General features: G+C 41.2%; 15 protein-coding genes. 4 read left to right on the top strand and 11 right to left on the bottom strand.

The annotated features are described in order from the left end of the window. Position 1: 1 nt before the first annotated feature. The gene (locus tag HPE56_RS01060; protein WP_188241917.1) at positions 2-1,330 is read right to left on the bottom strand and encodes a DEAD/DEAH box helicase; all 1,329 of its coding nucleotides are present in this window, start codon (positions 1,328-1,330) and stop codon (positions 2-4) included. A 119-nt stretch (positions 1,331-1,449) separates the two neighbouring features. Then, the gene (locus HPE56_RS01055) at positions 1,450-1,899 is read right to left on the bottom strand and encodes a KTSC domain-containing protein (RefSeq protein ID WP_188241916.1); all 450 of its coding nucleotides are present in this window, start codon (positions 1,897-1,899) and stop codon (positions 1,450-1,452) included. A gap of 217 nt (positions 1,900-2,116) precedes the next feature. Between HPE56_RS01055 and HPE56_RS01050 the strand changes: the two genes are divergently transcribed. Continuing rightward, positions 2,117-2,728, top strand: coding sequence for a DEAD/DEAH box helicase (locus tag HPE56_RS01050; RefSeq protein ID WP_188241915.1), 612 nt, complete (start codon positions 2,117-2,119; stop codon positions 2,726-2,728). Positions 2,729-2,782: 54 nt separating this feature from the next. Here the strand turns inward: HPE56_RS01050 and HPE56_RS01045 are convergent, their stop codons facing one another. After that, positions 2,783-3,172, bottom strand: coding sequence for a DUF983 domain-containing protein (locus HPE56_RS01045; RefSeq protein ID WP_188241914.1), 390 nt, complete (start codon positions 3,170-3,172; stop codon positions 2,783-2,785). 140 nt (positions 3,173-3,312) lie between these two features. Here HPE56_RS01045 and HPE56_RS01040 point away from each other — a divergent pair, with 140 nt between their 5' ends. Further along, positions 3,313-4,203 carry an AraC family transcriptional regulator gene (locus HPE56_RS01040; protein WP_188241913.1) on the top strand — a complete coding sequence of 297 codons (891 nt, stop codon included), beginning with the start codon at positions 3,313-3,315 and terminating at the stop codon, positions 4,201-4,203. 127 nt (positions 4,204-4,330) lie between these two features. Here HPE56_RS01040 and HPE56_RS01035 read toward each other — a convergent pair whose 3' ends face one another. The 7 genes from HPE56_RS01035 to HPE56_RS01005 form a co-directional block, all read right to left on the bottom strand. Then, positions 4,331-5,434 (bottom strand): MBL fold metallo-hydrolase, encoded by a 1,104-nt coding sequence (locus HPE56_RS01035; protein ID WP_188241912.1) that lies wholly within the window; start codon positions 5,432-5,434, stop codon positions 4,331-4,333. Between the two features lie 36 nt (positions 5,435-5,470). Beyond that, entirely contained in the window at positions 5,471-6,379 is a 909-nt protein-coding gene (locus tag HPE56_RS01030; RefSeq protein ID WP_188241911.1) for a helix-turn-helix domain-containing protein, read from the bottom strand. A 227-nt stretch (positions 6,380-6,606) separates the two neighbouring features. Further along, positions 6,607-6,906: a hypothetical protein gene (locus HPE56_RS01025; protein ID WP_188241910.1), complete on the bottom strand. Its 300-nt coding sequence runs from the start codon at positions 6,904-6,906 to the stop codon at positions 6,607-6,609. A 133-nt stretch (positions 6,907-7,039) separates the two neighbouring features. After that, positions 7,040-8,932, bottom strand: a complete 1,893-nt coding sequence (locus HPE56_RS01020) for a monovalent cation:proton antiporter-2 (CPA2) family protein (protein WP_188241909.1) — start codon at positions 8,930-8,932, stop codon at positions 7,040-7,042. A gap of 3 nt (positions 8,933-8,935) precedes the next feature. Further along, on the bottom strand, positions 8,936-9,532 hold the full coding sequence (locus HPE56_RS01015; protein ID WP_188241908.1) for an NAD(P)H-dependent oxidoreductase: 597 nt from the start codon (positions 9,530-9,532) through the stop codon (positions 8,936-8,938). A gap of 172 nt (positions 9,533-9,704) precedes the next feature. Beyond that, the gene (locus HPE56_RS01010) at positions 9,705-12,083 is read right to left on the bottom strand and encodes a GH36-type glycosyl hydrolase domain-containing protein (protein ID WP_188241907.1); all 2,379 of its coding nucleotides are present in this window, start codon (positions 12,081-12,083) and stop codon (positions 9,705-9,707) included. Further along, entirely contained in the window at positions 12,080-13,462 is a 1,383-nt protein-coding gene (locus tag HPE56_RS01005) for an MFS transporter (RefSeq protein ID WP_188241906.1), read from the bottom strand. The genes HPE56_RS01010 and HPE56_RS01005 overlap by 4 nt, the downstream gene beginning before the upstream one ends. A gap of 240 nt (positions 13,463-13,702) precedes the next feature. On the opposite strand from HPE56_RS01005, the gene HPE56_RS20230 reads away from it, so the two are divergent. Both HPE56_RS20230 and HPE56_RS00995 read left to right on the top strand, forming a co-directional pair. Then, on the top strand, positions 13,703-13,924 hold the full coding sequence (locus HPE56_RS20230; protein ID WP_223170134.1) for a heavy metal-binding domain-containing protein: 222 nt from the start codon (positions 13,703-13,705) through the stop codon (positions 13,922-13,924). A 234-nt stretch (positions 13,925-14,158) separates the two neighbouring features. Then, entirely contained in the window at positions 14,159-14,710 is a 552-nt protein-coding gene (locus tag HPE56_RS00995) for a hypothetical protein (protein WP_188241905.1), read from the top strand. Positions 14,711-14,833: 123 nt separating this feature from the next. Here HPE56_RS00995 and HPE56_RS00990 read toward each other — a convergent pair whose 3' ends face one another. Further along, on the bottom strand, positions 14,834-18,115 hold the full coding sequence (locus HPE56_RS00990) for a VPS10 domain-containing protein (RefSeq protein WP_188241904.1): 3,282 nt from the start codon (positions 18,113-18,115) through the stop codon (positions 14,834-14,836). Between the last annotated feature and the right edge of the window lie 52 nt (positions 18,116-18,167).

The following is an 18,167-nucleotide window of genomic DNA, read 5'->3' as shown; positions in this document are numbered from 1 at the left end:
ACTACTTCTTTTGCGAAGCTTCGGTTTTAGTATGGGGAGTACCGTGCATCAAATGATCGGCCAGTACTTTTTCCATCAATTCCTCTTTGGTCAAATGATGGAAAATAGTCTTTATTTTTTCTTTGGTTTCAGAAGAAACGGTACGGTTGGGTTTGGTTTTGAATATTTTCTTGGCCCAAAGCACCAAATTTATTTCTTCCCGATCGGCTTCACTTTCCTTCTTCAACTCGGAGAAAACCAGTCCCAATTCCTTTTCAAACTCGGGAATATCAGGAAGTTCCTCTTCTTGTATGATGCTTAGTGAAAGTCCCTTTGCCCCTGCCCTAGCTGTTCGGCCACTACGGTGTACATAGGCCTCATAAGTATCTGGTAGGTGATAATTGACCACATAGGAAATTTCCTTTACGTCGATACCACGGGCTGCCAAATCGGTGGCCACGAGAATATCTATGTATCCTTCCCTGAACTGTCCCATGATCCGATCACGGATGCCTTGGCTTAGACTACCATGGATGGCCCCGGAGGAGAATTTATTAATGGCCAATTTCTTTGCCAATTTATTTACGGCCGCTTTGGTCTTACAAAAAATAATTCCACGTTGTCCTTCCTTGCTATTTAGAAAATGAAGTAAAACCTCCAACTTTTCAATGGGCTCAACGACGATGTATTTATGGTCTATACCTTGGTGTCCCATTTGGGCCATATCGGCCTCTAGGTGCACCACGTGTTTCGACATATAGTTTTGTACCAATTGCTTTACGGTTCCCGGCATGGTGGCGGTAAACAACAATGTCCTTCTCGATTTGGGCATCTCCGCATCTAAGGTATCCAAGTCGGACTTTAAGGCTGTGACCATCTCGTCAGCCTCGTCCAAGACCAAATATTTCAATTTTTTAATGCTGACGGCCTCACGCTGGATCAAATCGATCAATCGGCCTGGTGTGGCCACAATAATATGCGTCGCTTCTTTTAAGCGTTCTATTTGGGGTTTTATGGGAATACCACCACAAACGGAGGCAATGGAAATGGCCGGACTGTGGGATGCATACGAAACGAGGTTCGTGTAAATTTGTTGACCCAATTCCCGTGTAGGGGCCAATATAAGCGCCTGTACATCCGTTTTTTCCGGGTTTATCAATTGCAACAAAGGCAGACCGAACGCAGCCGTTTTACCGGTTCCCGTTTTTGCCAAAGCAACGACATCCTCTTTTTGGTTCAAGAGTATTGGAATGGTCTTTTTTTGGATATCCGTGGGAACGGAAATCTTTAATTCGGTTAGACTTTCTAGAAGTTGTTCATTGATTCCTAAAGCGGAAAATTGATTTGACATATAATGTAATGGATTTGCACAAAGATAACTACACGAAATGGGCAATCGTGTAAAGTGCTGTACTAATTCTTCTTAAAGGCTATAAAATATGCCTTAACGATGTATGTTTATTCCGCAGTTTAAGCTTCCTGAAGGGTACGTTTTGATTTTCTGTACGTGTATTTTGGATAGATTGAGCGTTTTGCAAATCGATTCAATTTGTTGGCATTTACCATCTTTATATAAATAGGTTTGGTAACCCCAAAGTATTCGTACGTCGTTCCATCAGAAAAAGTGATTTCCAAAACCAAGCCGTTATGGATAAACTCCGCGATTCCTGAATTGGAGATGGTCTCAGTATACGCGTCTAGATTCGCAGTCAAGGTTTCTGGGGCGATACTTACCAAAAAATGGTATCCATCAATAATAGAACGACTTTTCACTTCAGCCTCTTCCCGTTCGACATCACCTTCTTGAAATTTATCAGGATGCCATTCCTTTACCAAATTACGGTATGTGGTCTTTAATGTCTTAAGTTCGATATCCTTTTCAACACCAAAGAGCTTCTTATATTGATTTATACGTTTCATAGTCTTTTTTTACGAGGCGCGAAACTACACCTTTATTCTGAACCACTTAGCGTAAAAACAGGCTTTTTTATTTTAGCCGGAACAGCTTTAAAAAAGGGAAGGGTCCAAAACGTATAAAAGCAACTATTTTGCGAAGAGGATTTCTTTTCATTTCAAGGTGTTATATTTGCCCTGTTCAAATGGAACAGTATACCAAAACGTTATCCTTTTAAAGCCTATGCCTTTTAAAAAATTACACACCAATATACTTGAGCGCCTAGAGCGTAAGGATATTACAACCCCTACCCCTTTTCAAAGCCGCAGTATACCGGTTATAAAAAGTGGAGCCAACGTATTTTGTGCCGCACCAAAAGATAGTGGGAAAACCACCACGCTTATACTTACCACGTTGCACAAATTAAAATGTGAAGCGGTGGGAAACGCTCCAAGGGCAGTCGTTCTGGTAGAAAACAAGGAAAAGGCGTTGGAATTATACCAAGCTTTTTTAACGTATACCAAATACAATTCGTTACGTGTTTATGTCGGTTATGAAGAATTGCATATCGATATACAGAAATCTGAGATTTTTGAGGGGGTGGATATTCTTATTTCAACGCCCAAGACCATGAATAAGTTGTTCCTATTGAATGGGGTGAGTACCTCACAATTGAAGATATTCAGTATCGACGATGCAGGTTTCTTGATTCAAAAATCAGACTCCAGTGCTATTATTTCCATTACCCAGAGCATTCAAAAATGCCAATATGTGCTGTATTCAGAAGAATTACATCCCAAATTAAAACGTTTTGAGTCCTACTTTATGGAGCATTCCAAAATAATCCAGATCTAGGGCAAGCATAGGTTGCATGGTACAGGATGGTAAATCGTTTGGCTATGGCTATTTTTATTCTGTCCCTAACTCCTGTTTCTGATAATTTTTAAAAATATTGATCCATATATTCCTTGAAATCCGGAGTATTATGGGCAGTGCCACGATCATCACAGCAACGATAATGCAATAAGTCGTAATCAAGCTTAAATTGAGGATAAGATAGCACAGGACGAATGCGGCACCTGCAAATGACAGGCCAACCGGATAACTCACATACATGGCCCCGTAAAAGAAAGAGGGCTCCATTTTGTATTTCGTATCACAATGACTACAGCGTTCGTTCATTTTCAAAGTACTGCCAAGTTTATAGGGGTTTTGTACCCTATACATACTTTCATTATGACAAACAGGACATGCACCTGTGAATATACTATAAATCTTTGTTCCCTTTAAAAAGCTCATAACGACTGGTTTTGATTGTTTTTTATTTAAAGAATCGCTGAATACCGCTGTTTTAGCACCAACAAAGATAGTTGTACAACCCTTTTCTAACTTACATAATAATCGCTATTTTTTGTACTTTTAGGACATTATTAAAGAATATGCCCTTGATACCGATACTGAATATTGAACAATTTGAGAATGAAGAATCCTTAAATGATTTTTATAGTAATCGACTTGGGCCTCATTTGAGTAAGAATAAAGACCTTGTCTATGTTCCCCATCGGCACGACTTTTTTTTATGTGTCGTTTTTTCAAAAGGTACAGGAAGTCATGAAATTGACTTTGTCACTTACCCTGTGCTGTCTGGTAGTGTGTTTTTTCTAAAACCGGGACAGACCCATTCGTGGAAATTCGAGCATGACCCCGAAGGTTATATCTTTTTCCATACGCAGGATTTCTTTGAATTTACCTTTTCAAATGCCAAGCTTATCCAATTCCCATTTTATTATTCCTATGAGAATCCACCAAATCTACAATTGAGCACCGATACGCTTGAACCTGTGATTTCCCGTTTTAAAGAGATAAACGATGAATATCATAAAATGGACCCTTTCAAGCAACAGAAATTATCAAGCCTTATCCATCTTACCTATATAGACCTTACCCGCTTGTACGCGACTTCCGAATCACAGGGCACCGAGGTGTCATCGACCTACCTCAACGCGTTACGACATCTGGAAATCCTGGTTCAAGAGTTCTATAGAACGGAAAAATCACCTGCATTTTATGCTGAAAAACTAAATATCACCACCAAGCACTTGAATAGGATTACAAAGAGTACCCTAAGCAAAACCTCTTCAGAACTTATAACAGAACGTGTTTTATTGGAGGCCAAACGCCTTTTGGTACATTCCGAAAGCCCTTTGGCAGCTATTGCGGAAATTTTGGGGTATGATGATTATGCGTATTTCTCAAGGATATTCAAATTAAAAACAAAAAGTACCCCGTCGGAATTCAGAAACCATTATAGGTCAATGAGATCCTTTTAAAATCGGCAATCCATGGCCATGGATCAGACTTTTTATATTTTGGCGGAAATGGGAAACAATGTATTAAATCCCTTTTTCAACATTTGGATGCCATACAGGTATGGGTTTGGTAATAGGTCATCTATAGTTATCGCCACCAATCCTGGTTATCGATGTTTTGATCCTGAAGTAAAAAGGCATTGCCTATTTGGGGCGTAATTATCGGTAAATTCAATTCTTTTGCTTTTTTGGTAACACGTTGTACGGGATCTGTCCATGGGTGTAAGGCCAATTTAAAGGCACCCCAATGGATGGGCATTATCCTTTTTGCCTTTAAGTCCATTCCGGCTTGGGCCGTTTCTTCGGGGAACATATGGATATCGGGCCACATCTTGTTGTATTGTCCACATTCCATCATGGCAAAATCAAAGGGACCGTATTTGTCCCCAATTGCCTTAAAATGACTGTCGTATCCGCTATCACCACTGAAAAAGATATTTTCCGTAGCCGATTTAATAACCCAGGAAGACCATAAGGTACTTTGGCCATTGGAGAATTTTCGGCCAGAAAAGTGTCTCGCTGGTGTGCAGACAAACTGTAAATCATCAAAAGTGGTTTCCTGCCACCAGTCCATCTCAACAATATTTTCCTTTAAAACACCCCAAGTTTCCAAATGCACACCAACGCCTAGGGGTGTGTAAAATGTACCCACTTTATCCTTTAACAATGAAATGGACTCGTAATCCAAGTGGTCATAATGGTCATGGGAAATGATAACGGCATCGATTTTTGGCAGTTTCCGTATTTCAATGGGCAGTTCCGCACTAAAACGTTTTCCCCCTAAAAAGGGAAGCGGAGCCGGGACTTCACCGAACATGGGATCCAATAAAATGTTCTTATGGTTCATCTGGATCAAGAAGGAAGAATGTCCGAACCAAACAAATCGGGTCGGACTTGCATAATCGGCAATATTGGAAGAATCTATTTTTTGAACCGCTAAATCGTGCTTAGGTCTTCCATTCTCTACTTTCTCAAAAAAGAATTTGCGGGCCATAGCCAGGGTTTCAGAAAAACCTTTATTCATATTCACACGGTGGATATTTACGAATTTACCATTATCGAATTGGGCCGAAGTCGCATATTTTGTTTGTCGTTCTTTATTTACTTCACCCCCAAACGATGGGTAGTAGGCGTTGAATAAAAAGTATGTACTAACCAATACGGCCACAAGTAGAATTAAAGCTATGATCATTCTTTTAAGAAATTTTAAAAATCGTTTCAATATGTTTTAGTTGAGGGTTCGGTATTTAGCCGGACTTATACCGGTCTTCTTTTTAAAAAGGGTACTGAAATGTTGGGGATAGTCGAAACCAAGGTCATAGGCAATTTGACTTACTGAAGCCTTACTGCCCATAAGTTTGTTTTTGGCCCTGTTTACTACAAATGTATTGATATGGTCTTTAGCACTTTTTCCTGTTTCTTTTTTTAAGAGATCACTTAAATAGTTGGAGGACATCTGAAGTTGCTCACCACAATATTTCACGGTTGGAAGACCGAGTTCCGATGGTTTGCTCGACTGGAAATAAGAGCTCAACAAGGTCTCGAAGTTCGACACATAATCTTGGTTCAGGTTAGTGCGTACATAAAATTGACGGTCATAATAACGCATGCAATAGTCTAACAGCAACCCAATAGTGGCTATGATTAATTTTTGACTGTGCTTGTCGATATGCTGACGGAATTCCGCTTCGATTTTATGGATAAGGTCCGTAACGGTCTGTTTTTCTTCTTCAGAAAGATGAAGTGCCTCAAAAATTTCATAGGAAAAGAAGGAATAGTTTTCGATAGAATTGCCCAATTGCGATTTACGGATAAGATCGGGATGGAACAAAAGCATCCACCCTTTTGGATTTTCAGAGGTGCCTTGATTTTCAGGAGTTAAAACTTGCCCTGGTTTCGTGAAGATCATGGTACCATTAGTGAAATCATACGAATTTCGTCCGTAGCCGAAATTGCATTGCATTCCTTCCTTTAAGCTAACAATATATAAGCCCAAAGTTAATCGAACATCTTCGAAATCAAAGTCATGCCGCACGTCCTCAACGGGTATTATAGAAACCAAAGGGTGTTTTGGTGGCTGCAATCCCAATAACTCATGCGCTTTGGTAATCGAGTCTATATGGATGAAGGTTGTCATGATCTTAAATATAAATTTTTTCCGTCAATTCCATAATTCCTTATTGATCATTGTATTTTGAATTCATCAGGAGTTCGGATTTCTACGGTGTAAAAGTACTGTGATGTTACGGGTAGAACGTATATATTTTACGGAATGATGTATACATTTTACAGAAAGTGGTATTAGAAGGCATAAAAAAAAGGCATATTCCAAAGAATATACCTTTTCTTAAAGAAACAGTTCCTTTATTTTAATAAGGCAAGTATTCCTTCCAATTCCGTTAGGTTAAGGCTTGAATTGTTATTGGTATCCAACACATCGAAATTGTCGGCTACCGATCCTATGGCTTCGGTTGATTGGATGGCTTCATCTTTATTCGTGTCCAATAAACTAAACAGACTGGCTACTTGTTGTACCGTTGAATTTGAGCTTAAAGAACTTAATAAGGACGCTGCGTCGGCAATATTTGAAGTGTTCATGTTTTTAACACTATTGCAACTTGATAATGCAGCTATTAGGGTTAGTGATACTACTATTTTTTTCATTTATTTTGTTTAGAACAATTATTATTTGAAAGCAAAGCTAGTTGTATCACTTGGTATTGAAAACGTTAATGTACCAATAAAGTAAGTATCTCGACAAACACGTACAATTCATCGATGAACAACATTATGGGTGCTACATATTGTCTTCAGTTTTTAATAACGTCTTCCGAATGGCTTCACTATCCCAATGCTTATCGTATTCTACGATGCCTCTTTTGAAATCCTCATTCAAGTATTTTTCCTGTTGTTCCAACTCCTGCCTTGCCTTAAAAATATAGTTCTTTTCGTCTTTAGGTTCCTTTGCCAACCGCCTTAGGGTCTCTTCATCATACTTTATGAAATTTTTCACCTGCCTGTTCAGTGTATATTTTCTGAAGCCCATCTTACTGAGAACGTCCTTGGCGAGCGTTAAGGAAGTTTCCAGGGATTCACGATAAATATTTTCAATACCCATGTTCAACAATCCATAGGCGTCAAATCTATTTTGTGCACGGATCATTAGTTCCACATGGGGGTATTTGGTTTTAACCAGTTTGGCTACCTCACGGGTTACATCGGGGTTATCTATGGCGCATATCAGTATTTTTGCTTCGGCAATACCTGCCGATTCCAACAAATCTATACGTGTTGCATCTCCGTAATAGACTTCAAAGCCCATTTTACGAAGAAAATCGACCCGGTTGGAGTCTTGTTCCAATATGGTAGCCTCTACCCCATGTGAGCGTAAAAAGCGACCTACGGTACTGCCAAAATGTCCAAAACCGACAAGGATTATCTTTTGGGATTTTGCAATATGGTCCATAGGTCTTTGTATCGATTCCTTGGTTCCAAGTCTAGGGAGTATCAATCGTTCGTTCAGCATCCCGATAATCGGTGTGAAGGTCATGGTCAAGGCGGTAATCACCAACATCATATCCATTTGGTCATTATTCAGGATATTCAGGTTGAAGGCAAAGGAGAGCAATACAAAGGCAAACTCACCGATTTGGGCCAAACTGAAGGTGAGCAATAATTTTTGATCCAGTTTTAATTTGAAAATATGTCCGGTAATAAACAAAACCAAGGCTTTTAAAAGAATGATGGCAAGCAATACCCCCCCAATGGTCAAGGGACTTTTAGCAATGACCACAAAATTTATCGAAGCGCCCACTGCCATAAAGAACAATCCCAAAAGCAAGTTCTTAAAGGGTTCCAATGTGCTTTCGAGTTCGTGTTTGAACTCGCTGTTGGCAAGTACAACACCCCCTAGAAACGCCCCCAATGCCGGACTCAACCCTACATATTCCATTAAGTACGAGATACCGAAAACAATCAATAAGGCAGCAGCGATCAACAGTTCACGTACCCCGGTATTAGCCACTTTTCGTAACATGGGTACGATTAAATAATTACCTGCGACGATAATCAATACCACCGATAAAATAATAGCCAGTGTTTGAAACCCTAACGGTAAGGTATCGAGTAAATTGGCATGCTCGCCATGATTTCCCCCGGTGGTTCCCCCTTCTGCGTTTGACAATAAGGGAATGGCACCCAGCATGAAGATCACGATGATATCCTGAAAGAGTAAAATAGAAAAGGAAGAAGAACCAAAGGTAGTATCCATCAACCCTTTTTCTTTAATCGTTTGCAATGCGATAGCCGTAGACGATAGGGCAACGGCCATTGATATGACTAGGGATACTTTCCATTCAAAACCCATAAACAAAAAAAGGGCATACGATAGCAACATGGTCCCCGCCACTTGAATGCCCCCCATACCGAGAATGGTTTTCCGCATTTTCCAGAAGTTTTTGGGTTCGATTTCGAGTCCGATCAAAAACAACATGACCACTACCCCAAATTCCGCAAAATGAAGAATATCCTGACCGTCTTCCCCAATATATCCCAACACGTATGGACCTATTAAAACACCGGCCAACAAATATCCCAAAACAGAGCTTAGACCCAGTCGTTTGGCGATGGATACACAGATAATGGCGCCCGCTAAAAATACGATGGCTTGAAAAAGTATACTTCCTGTCATAAATTAATTGGTATTTAGTTGGGGAATATCGTTTAGAAATGCACAGCCTTTAAAATCGCCCACAGTAACACCTTGTTGTAATAAATCGATCAAGGAACTGTATTGATGGGCATGTTGTATTAATTCATCATTTGTCAATTGATGGGTTCCCATGACGGCAAAAGGTGGATAAAAGGTCATTCCACATAATTTTGCGGTTTGTTCAAATGGTCTTAAGAACTCGTTTACCGAGAAAGTGTTCGTGCCGGCCGAACAGTAAAGATCTCGTGAACCACCAGCGGTAATGGTATTGAAGCATATTTTGGATTGTAAGGCCTTACCCTTTGGGCCATAGGCCCAATTAAACTCCAAAACCATATCCATCCACTGTTTCATTAAAGGAGGACAACTATACCAATACAATGGGTGATGCCATATAATGACATCGTGCTGATCTAATAATGCTTTTTCAGCCGGTACATCAATATGAAAATCAGGGTAGCGCTCATAGAGATCATGAAAGGTTACTCCCTCTATATCCTTGATATGGTCGACCAGAACGGCATTGGCCCTAGAACTTTCGAACTTGGGATGAGAAAACAGAACAAGTATTTTTTTCATTTTACGAACTTAATTTAAAATTAGATCGATTGAACAAAATTTGGGCGTAAACCCATAAAACAACACATAATATGAGGTGTGCGTGAATAATTGTATGCCACACAATTACCACCCATGCTTTAGAATTCGGAATATCATTGGTGGGCCTAACCTATTTGCCGATATAGAGAAACTATACTTTCGGAATGCGAACGTCTACATCAAAAATACCTTTTTCGATGTTTGTAATGACCGGTGATTCCAAAATTTGGCCATTTACAGCGACTATTGTTTTTGAAATACCGGCTTCCCGTTGTATGTTCACCTTGTAAGTAGCTCCCCTAAACTGACGAAGGACCTCTACCCTATCCCATTCCTTCGGTAGTTGTGGATTTATATGGAGTCCGTCTATATCACCCCTTAGACCAAACAGACCATCAATCAAACAGCGGTAGAACCATGGGGCGGCCCCTGTATTGAACAATTGGCTTGATCTACCCGCAGTGCGCGGAAATTGTCGATAGGCACCCCGATAGTAATTGGGGATAAAAACCGGTAGTTGTCCTCTTTGCACCAAATCGGTTTCATCCTGACCTGGAATCATTTTACGAAGTACCTCATAGGCTTTTTCAGTATGCCCCGTCGTGTACAGGCCAAATATATAAAAGGTTGCTGCATGGTTATATACGGCCCCATTTTCGGCAGAACCCGGGTGTTTCTGGGTAACACGCCCCACATCCTTACGCATTTTTGTAAATGAAGGGGCCAACATTTCCACGCCATAGGGCGTTTCCAATTCATTTTGTACAGCAGCTATGATTTTTTTACTTTTTTCCTCGTCGGCACAACCCGATAATAAGGCCCAACCTTGGGTGTTTAAGAAAATACGTCCTTCAGGGTCTTTCTTAACACCAAAAACAACATTGTCATCGGTAATACCCCGAGCGTACCAATTGCCATCCCACAGGTGGGTGTTGATTGCGGAATTCAATTCCGCTGCCTTTTTGGAAAATTCCTCGGCAAGTGCAATGGTATTGTTATTTCTACATATCCCAGCCCATGTTTTTAAGGCGTAAGCGGTTCCCATAGATAACCATCCCGAGACGCCTTTTCCTTTAGGACCGACCATGTTCATGGGGTCGCACCAATCTCCTTGCTCAATAAAGTTCAAACCTCTTTCATCCCTGGTCGTATACAACCAAAGCATAGCGAGGGATATATGCTCCGCAACGGTCGCGGTTTTCTTGGTATTCGCAAAAGGGACGATTTCCTGTAATAAACCGTAATCATTGGTTTCATCCAAATAGGCCTTTAAACAGACCGGTAACCAGACACAATGATCGGTATGGGGCACTTGGTTGATGTATTTCAATACGGCATCTTCATGGATCAAGATGCCATCGGGCATGGCGCCATTCTCTTCTTGTTGGCTTAAAGCAGTAATATAGGCCTGACGGGCTACTTCTTTCTGTATGTAACCAGTACCCATATTATCCTGTAGGTAATTCCGGGTTTGTGGATCGGTACTTAATCGATTGGTTTCCCCGTGGTAATAAATTTGTCGTGGCAGCCAATGGTTCACGAAATTATCCAATGCCGGATCCGGGGTTTTGATCTGCAGACACCCCTTGCCTTTGGATATGTAGTTGTCGTATTCCTGCTTGACCGTATCAAATCCGCTCGCTCCATTCTCGGCAGTATCGTTAAAGTAACGTTTTCCAATATCTGCAATTTCAGTTTCATCTTTGGCGGGGCCGAATAAAAATCGATAGGTTTTTTCTTGTTCAGGTTCCAATTCCAATCGATATTGTAGTACACATGCGGGGGTTTCGTATCGGGCATCCCCTTTAAGCAGTTCGATCCCGGCTATACCTGTGGGATTATGGAGTCCGCCTTCGCCCTCGAAAGCAGCTTGGTTTACTTCCCATGAGGTCGGTACGGTGTCTGCAAGAAGATACGTCTTGTCTTTTAGCGTTTTTATCCTATCGTATTCCTTGTATTTCTGATAGGGTGTAATCGAGGAGCATACAATGGCATTAAGGTTTTCATTATATTCCCCGGATTGATTCATCCACGACATATAACCTACGGGAAAATAAGGGTATATACTGATTTTTCGGGTTATTGGAGTATTGTTTTTAATCGTAAAGCTCCACTGTTCCAGGGCTTCGTTGGAAGGAAGGCTTAAACGCATTTCAATATAGAGTCCGTCATGTTCGATCTTCCATAGGATATCACTTTTACCAGCGGAAAAAATATAACTATCCAAGGGCTTTTTTATAGGAGCGTAGGGGGCCGAGAACAGTTCTTTGCTTTCTTCATCCTTTATGTAAAAAAAACGACCGGGATGATGTGCATAATACGGTTGTTCCGGTTGCATAAAGGTTTTCGCTTCCAGATTGGGCGCGTGGGCATATTTTGAAGGTTCCGGTTGCATAAACTGGGCTACGGTATAACCACGACAATTCATATGGACCATCATTTTCCTATTCCACAGAAAAGCGGATGCATTTGGTAATTTTATGGGGCTATTGAGCTCTAGTCGAGCTCCGTTTTCTACAGGTTGGATCATTGTTGTTCTGCTGACTTTCGTTCTTTCAATTCACGTTGTACTTTTTTGAGCAAGGTATTGTCCAAGGTGTAATAGCGCATTACAAAAGCGGCGAATAGGGCCACAATGCCCGGCATTATACTAATGGTCCATATAATTCCCGTTTGGGAGGCGTTGGACTGTGCCTCATTGGCGACATATCCCATGGTAGCCAATACCGTCCCGATAGCGAATGAGGCCAAGGCCCCACCTAATTTCTGGGAAAAAATGGCCGCGGAAAAGGTCATGGCGGTGGCTCTTCTACCTGTTTTCCATTCGGTATAATCGGCCGTATCCGCATACATTGAGAACGCCAAAGGGGATTTAGGCCCTAAAGCAAGCCCAATTAATATATGAACGGTGAACATGAGCCAAATGGCATCACTGGGAATAAAATAAAAAAGTATGGATAAAACCCCGGTAATGGTCATGAGTAACATGAGGAGGTTCTTCTTATCCATGAACTTTGTCAATAACGGGGTCAATGCTGCCCCAGCCGCTAAAGCGAGTCCGTAGGCCGTAAGGAAATACTTGATCAAGTCCGGACGTTTCACAAAATATTTAATATAATAAATGGATGCCCCGGCACGCATGGTAATGGTAATCATAATGATCAATGCGATGCTGAACAATACTAACCATGGTTTGTTTTTCAACAAATCCTTAATGTCGCCAAAGGCATTTGTTTTTTGGTGTTCCGGGGGTGAAATCCGTTCTTTGGTTGTGTAAAATACAAGGGCGAATAAAATGGTGGCCAAAATACCATAAACCCCCATGGTCAATTGCCATCCTAAGGTTTCATTCCCATTGCCAAGGAAGGTTACGAGGTCTAAAGTGAAAAAGTTGACCAAAGTGGTGCCGGTAAATGCCGCGATGAAACGAAAACTGACCAGTTCGGTCCTATCCTGACTTCTTCCTGTGATGACCCCCGATAGTGCGGAATAAGGGACACTTAGTACCGTATACATCATCATCATTAGGGTGTAGGTGCCATAGGCCCATATCACCTTGCCCCCTTCGGCCAAATCTGGTGTCGTATAGGTCATTACTCCGGCAGCCGCCATGGGCAAGCCTCCCCACAGCAAATAGGGTCTAAATTTACCAAAACGGGTTTTTGTGCGATCGGCAATGGCTCCCATTACGGGGTCGGTAAATGCATCGACAATTTTCGTCACCAACATCATGGTACCGGCGGCGGCGGCGGAAATTCCGAAGACATCGGTATAAAAGATCAAGAGAAAGGCGGAAATATTGGCCCAATAGAAATTGAAACCCAAATCACCCAGTCCATACCCTATTTTTTCCTTGAGCGCAATAGGGGCCAAAATCCCTTCTTGATCGGTTTGTTGCTTTTTCGACATTCGGTTGGTTTTGTTTTAAGGGTTTTAAGGTAGGAAGTTAAATTTATTCCGAATACCCGAATAGCGTCAAATCCTGATATTATTTAGAATGTATTAAAATCCAAAAATCACTCTTTTATTAAAAAAACATCAAACGGACGTGTGTGAATAAATTACAACGGGCTATTATTTTAATATATTTGGGACCATTACAAAGGATGTTCCACTTAAAAATGACATATCCTAAAAAAAATAAATTCCATGAAAATCAAGTCAACCTCCTTTTCTCTTTTATTATTGGTATTTACCATGATGGCTCTTACCTCGTGTAAGGACCAAAAAGCCGAACCCAAGATAGAAACCCATGAAGAATTACATGCTTCAGCTACCTTCCAGTGCCCCATGGATTGTGAGGATGGCAAAACGTATGATGAACCTGGTACCTGTCCGGTTTGTAAAATGGACTTACAGGAAGTGAAGTAAGGTAATGTGGTGACCTGCACGGTTCATAAGCATGGGAATTACATCTGTGAAAGTGAATGTGTTAATTGCCCCATGTCTACTTAATGGAATTCATTCATCATATAATTGAAGGACCCTAAAAATAGGGTGCTTTTTTTGGCCTAACGGGAATTTACCGAAAAGTCCATATGGAATGTGCCCTGGTATAAGCTTCCTGAACGAGGGGTTTAATTGTTAAATAATCTATAATATGTTATGAAACAGTGTTTTAAAAATGATTATTTTCTATTTTTAGGTATGCGATATTCCTTGTTTTTTTTGTTCCTCACTACCCTACCCTTATCTATAACCGCACAGGAACTTATTGAAAAACCGCCGGTAAATACCGATTTTGAAATAAATACCGGTATCTCGGTTTATGGGGCACGTTATCCAGTGGGTGTAAATGGGGAAGTGTCCAAAAACTTTTATGTAAACTATCAAATCTCAAGGAGATTACATCTTCAGTTACAACATTTCTATGATAAATTTGGAACGCACGAGCGTACTAATTCTTCGTTTTTGATCAAATACCATTTGAACAGGAAATTATACCTCTTTGCTGGTCCCGAAGTCGAGTATGATATTAATCAAGTTACTGGTGAAGGAGAGCTTATACAAACCAACCTGAATATAGGGATGGGCTATAAGATAAATCCCAATTTATTACTCGAATTGGGATATCATCGAAATATCAGTGATCAACAGGAAGAATTCTATTCCGTTCGAAACGTACAAAGCGCCTTTTCCTTTAGGGCACGTTTCTAACCATTGCAACTATTCATTAACGGGTTGTTCAGTACATAATTCCAAAAAAAAATATGTTAAACAAAGAAAGGCCCACATGGACCTTTCTTTTTTAGATATGATAAGGATAGTTGTTTTATCTTTTTATTCCTTAGGCTCATACCCACGACCCGGTGTATACGGTGCGCCGGACTTTATTAATCGATCTTCCAACTGTTTTATATCGCTATTGAAAATAGCTTCCACCTTTTTCTTGATGATGGTCAATTCTGTTTTAGCAATAGCATAGTTGTCTTTATGCGTTTTGGTCGGCGTCGACGTAGAGTATTTTTGTTCATAGCCCATAATCCCTATTCTGTTCGCGGTAGTTTGGGGTTGGTTGATGTCCAATGTATACTTAATGGGGTCACCATATAGGGCGATATCAATTTCCTTTAAGTTGTTTTCAATGGTGGTAACTGATTTTGCTAAAGGTCCATAAGGTTGCTCTGAACGTTTTATAGCGGCCTTGATATACTTAAGCTTATGCTTACTTTCTTTGATGATGTTCTGACAGATTTTCAAATCGGCCATTAACTTGGAAACTTCCCTTTGAAAAGCCACTTTGGCTTCCCTGTCTTCAGCTGGTAAGGTGGTATTATTCAAAGCTTTGACCTGAAATTCGACAGGGTTGGCCAAATCGCTCAAAGGACCATTTTCATAACGTTGCATGGCAACGGTATAGGTTCCTGGAGCCACCAACGTACCTTCGTCAACTCCTCCAAAAGGATTATAGAAATCGGGTCCATCTAAGTCTATGGGGTCTTGGGGGGTAAATCGTAGGTTCCAATGGAATCGTTGCAGTCCTTTCGATGGTTTTACAAATTCCTTTTTAACTACAAGTCCATCGGCATTGGTAATCGTAAAGAGCAGTTGGGCGGCTTCCTCTTCTTTTTCAGCCTTTAGGGCATCATAGTTGGGGTAATACGTATCTTTTTTACCCTTGATAAGTTCACTTTCACGCTTGGTCCTTTTCTCGGTCAACGTTTTATAATCTTCATTGTAATAATAGGTGATCATCGCCTCTGGCCCAAGGTTGGGGGCGGTATACAGATTATCGCCTTGAAATGATTTACCGGGTAACCCTAACGGACTACTTTCTTCCCATGAAAAGGCATCCCGAACCGGATATAGGATGGCGGTTTCTGACGGAACCGTATTATCGATGGTACGCAAGGCAGAATAATCGTCCATTACATAAAAGCCCCTACCAAAGGTGGCCAATACCAAATCGTTCTCACGTTCTTGAATGGCAATATCGCGAACCGCAATGGTCGGTAATCCAGAAGAAAGCTTTTTCCAATGTTGTCCTTTATCCGGGGAAAAGAAAGCACCGAATTCCGTTCCGCAAAAAATGAGATCGGTATCGATGGGGTCTTCTTCGATGGCGTAAACACTACCCCTTTCCGGTAGGTTGGAAGCAATACTTTTCCAGGTTTTACCCTTATCCAGAGAGGTAAAGATATATGGCTTGAAATCACCATATTTATGATGGTTGAAGGCAACGTACATCACATTGGCATTATGACGGGACAAATACACATTATTGACGTAGGACTGTTTTGGGGCACCAGCTATATTTTCGATTTTTCGCCAGGTAATTCCACCATCCTCCGTAATTTGGACCAATCCGTCATCAGTACCAACGGCGATTAGGTTTTCATCTATTGGCGATTCCGATAAGGCTACTATACTGCCATAAAGTGAAGTGGAACCATTTTTTGCCACGGCATCGATGCTGACCACTCGATCATATACCTTTAATTTATTTCGGTTTATTTGTTGCGAAAGATCATCGCTGATCACTTCCCAACTATTCCCATAATCATTGGAACGGAATAATTTATTGGCTGCAAAATACAAACGACCTTTGGCATGCTTACTAACAGCCAATGGCGCATCCCAATTGAAGCGATAGGCATCCTCCCCTTTTCGCTCCTTGGGTTGGATACCGATTTTTTCACCACTCTTTCTATCGTAACGTACTAAAAATCCGTATTGGGATTGTGCATAAACGATATCCGGATTATAGGGATCGACTTGGGACTCAAAACCATCACCTCCATTGGTGATAAACCAATCACTATTTCGAATACCATGGTTTGTAAGCACCCTGGAAGGTCCTCCAAGGCTGAAGTTATCCTGGGTACCCCCATATACATTGTAAAAGGGAGCATCATTGTCCAAGGCTACCTTATAGAACTGTGTCACAGGAAGGTTTTCTTTGAAATCCCAGTTTTTGGCCGCATCAAAGGTTTCGTAAATACCACCATCGCAACCTACCAACCAATGGCTATTATTGTTAGGGTTTATCCACATGGAGTGGTTGTCCACATGTTTAAAATCCTCACCGACATTCTTGAAGGACTTGCCCCCATCGTGGCTAACGGTCATCCAGGTATCCATGGAATAGATGGTGTTCTCGTCAATAGGGTCTGCTATAATTTCCTGATAGTAATTACCGCTGGTTTTATGGTCGCCCCGTTTTTCCCAACTCGCTCCCCTATCGGTTGAGACATAAAATCCGCCTTTACCATCCGCAGCTTCGACAATGGCATATAGGATTTCCGGATTGGCAGGGGAAATGGCCAACCCTATTCTTCCCAATTCCACGGTAGGGAGTCCGTTATTGATTTCCATCCAAGTTGCACCACCATCGGTACTTTTATGCATTCCCGAACCAGGACCACCACCCACATAGGTATATACATGTCTTCTGCGTTGGAATGTGGATGCGTATAAGATATCTGGATTTCTGGGATCCATAACGATGTCGTTGACACCCGTGTGTTCGTCTACGGTTAGTATGGCTTCCCAGGTTGTACCACCATCGCTGGTTTTGTACAATCCCCGTTCACCACCTTTGCTCCATAACGGGCCAATGGCCGCAACATAGACCATATCGGGATTTTCAGGATGCACAATGATCTTCCCTATATGTTCGGATGTTTGTAAACCCATATTTTTCCAACTTTTACCGCCGTCCATCGATTTATAGACGCCATCACCATAAGAAACGGAACGTTGGTTGTTGTTTTCCCCACTTCCAATCCAGATAACATTCGGATTGGTAGGATCTATGGTCACACAGCCAATGGAGTAGGAACCTTCATTGTCAAATAATGAAGTGTACGAAACCCCGGAATTATCGGTTTTCCATACCCCCCCTGAAGAGGTCGCTACATAATATTCAAACGGATTGTTAGGGTTAACGGCAATATCGGAAATTCTTCCAGAGGTTATGGCCGGACCTATACTCCGCCATTTTAATCCATTAAGCGAAATTTCATCAAGCGGTTGTTGGGTGATTTTTTTTGATTTTTGGGAATGACCAAATTGAAGGCCCAGACACAAAAACAATAGTGCAATTAGGGTTGGTTTTGACATGTTGGAATGTATTGGTTAAAGGAAAATACCTTATGAAAGAAGGCTAATCAAA

The organism is Maribacter aquimaris (assembly GCF_014596745.1).
GTDB classification, from domain to species: Bacteria; Bacteroidota; Bacteroidia; order Flavobacteriales; family Flavobacteriaceae; genus Maribacter_A; species Maribacter_A aquimaris.
The sequence above is the reverse complement of the archived record's forward strand: the minus strand, read 5'-3'. Positions and strand labels throughout refer to the sequence as shown.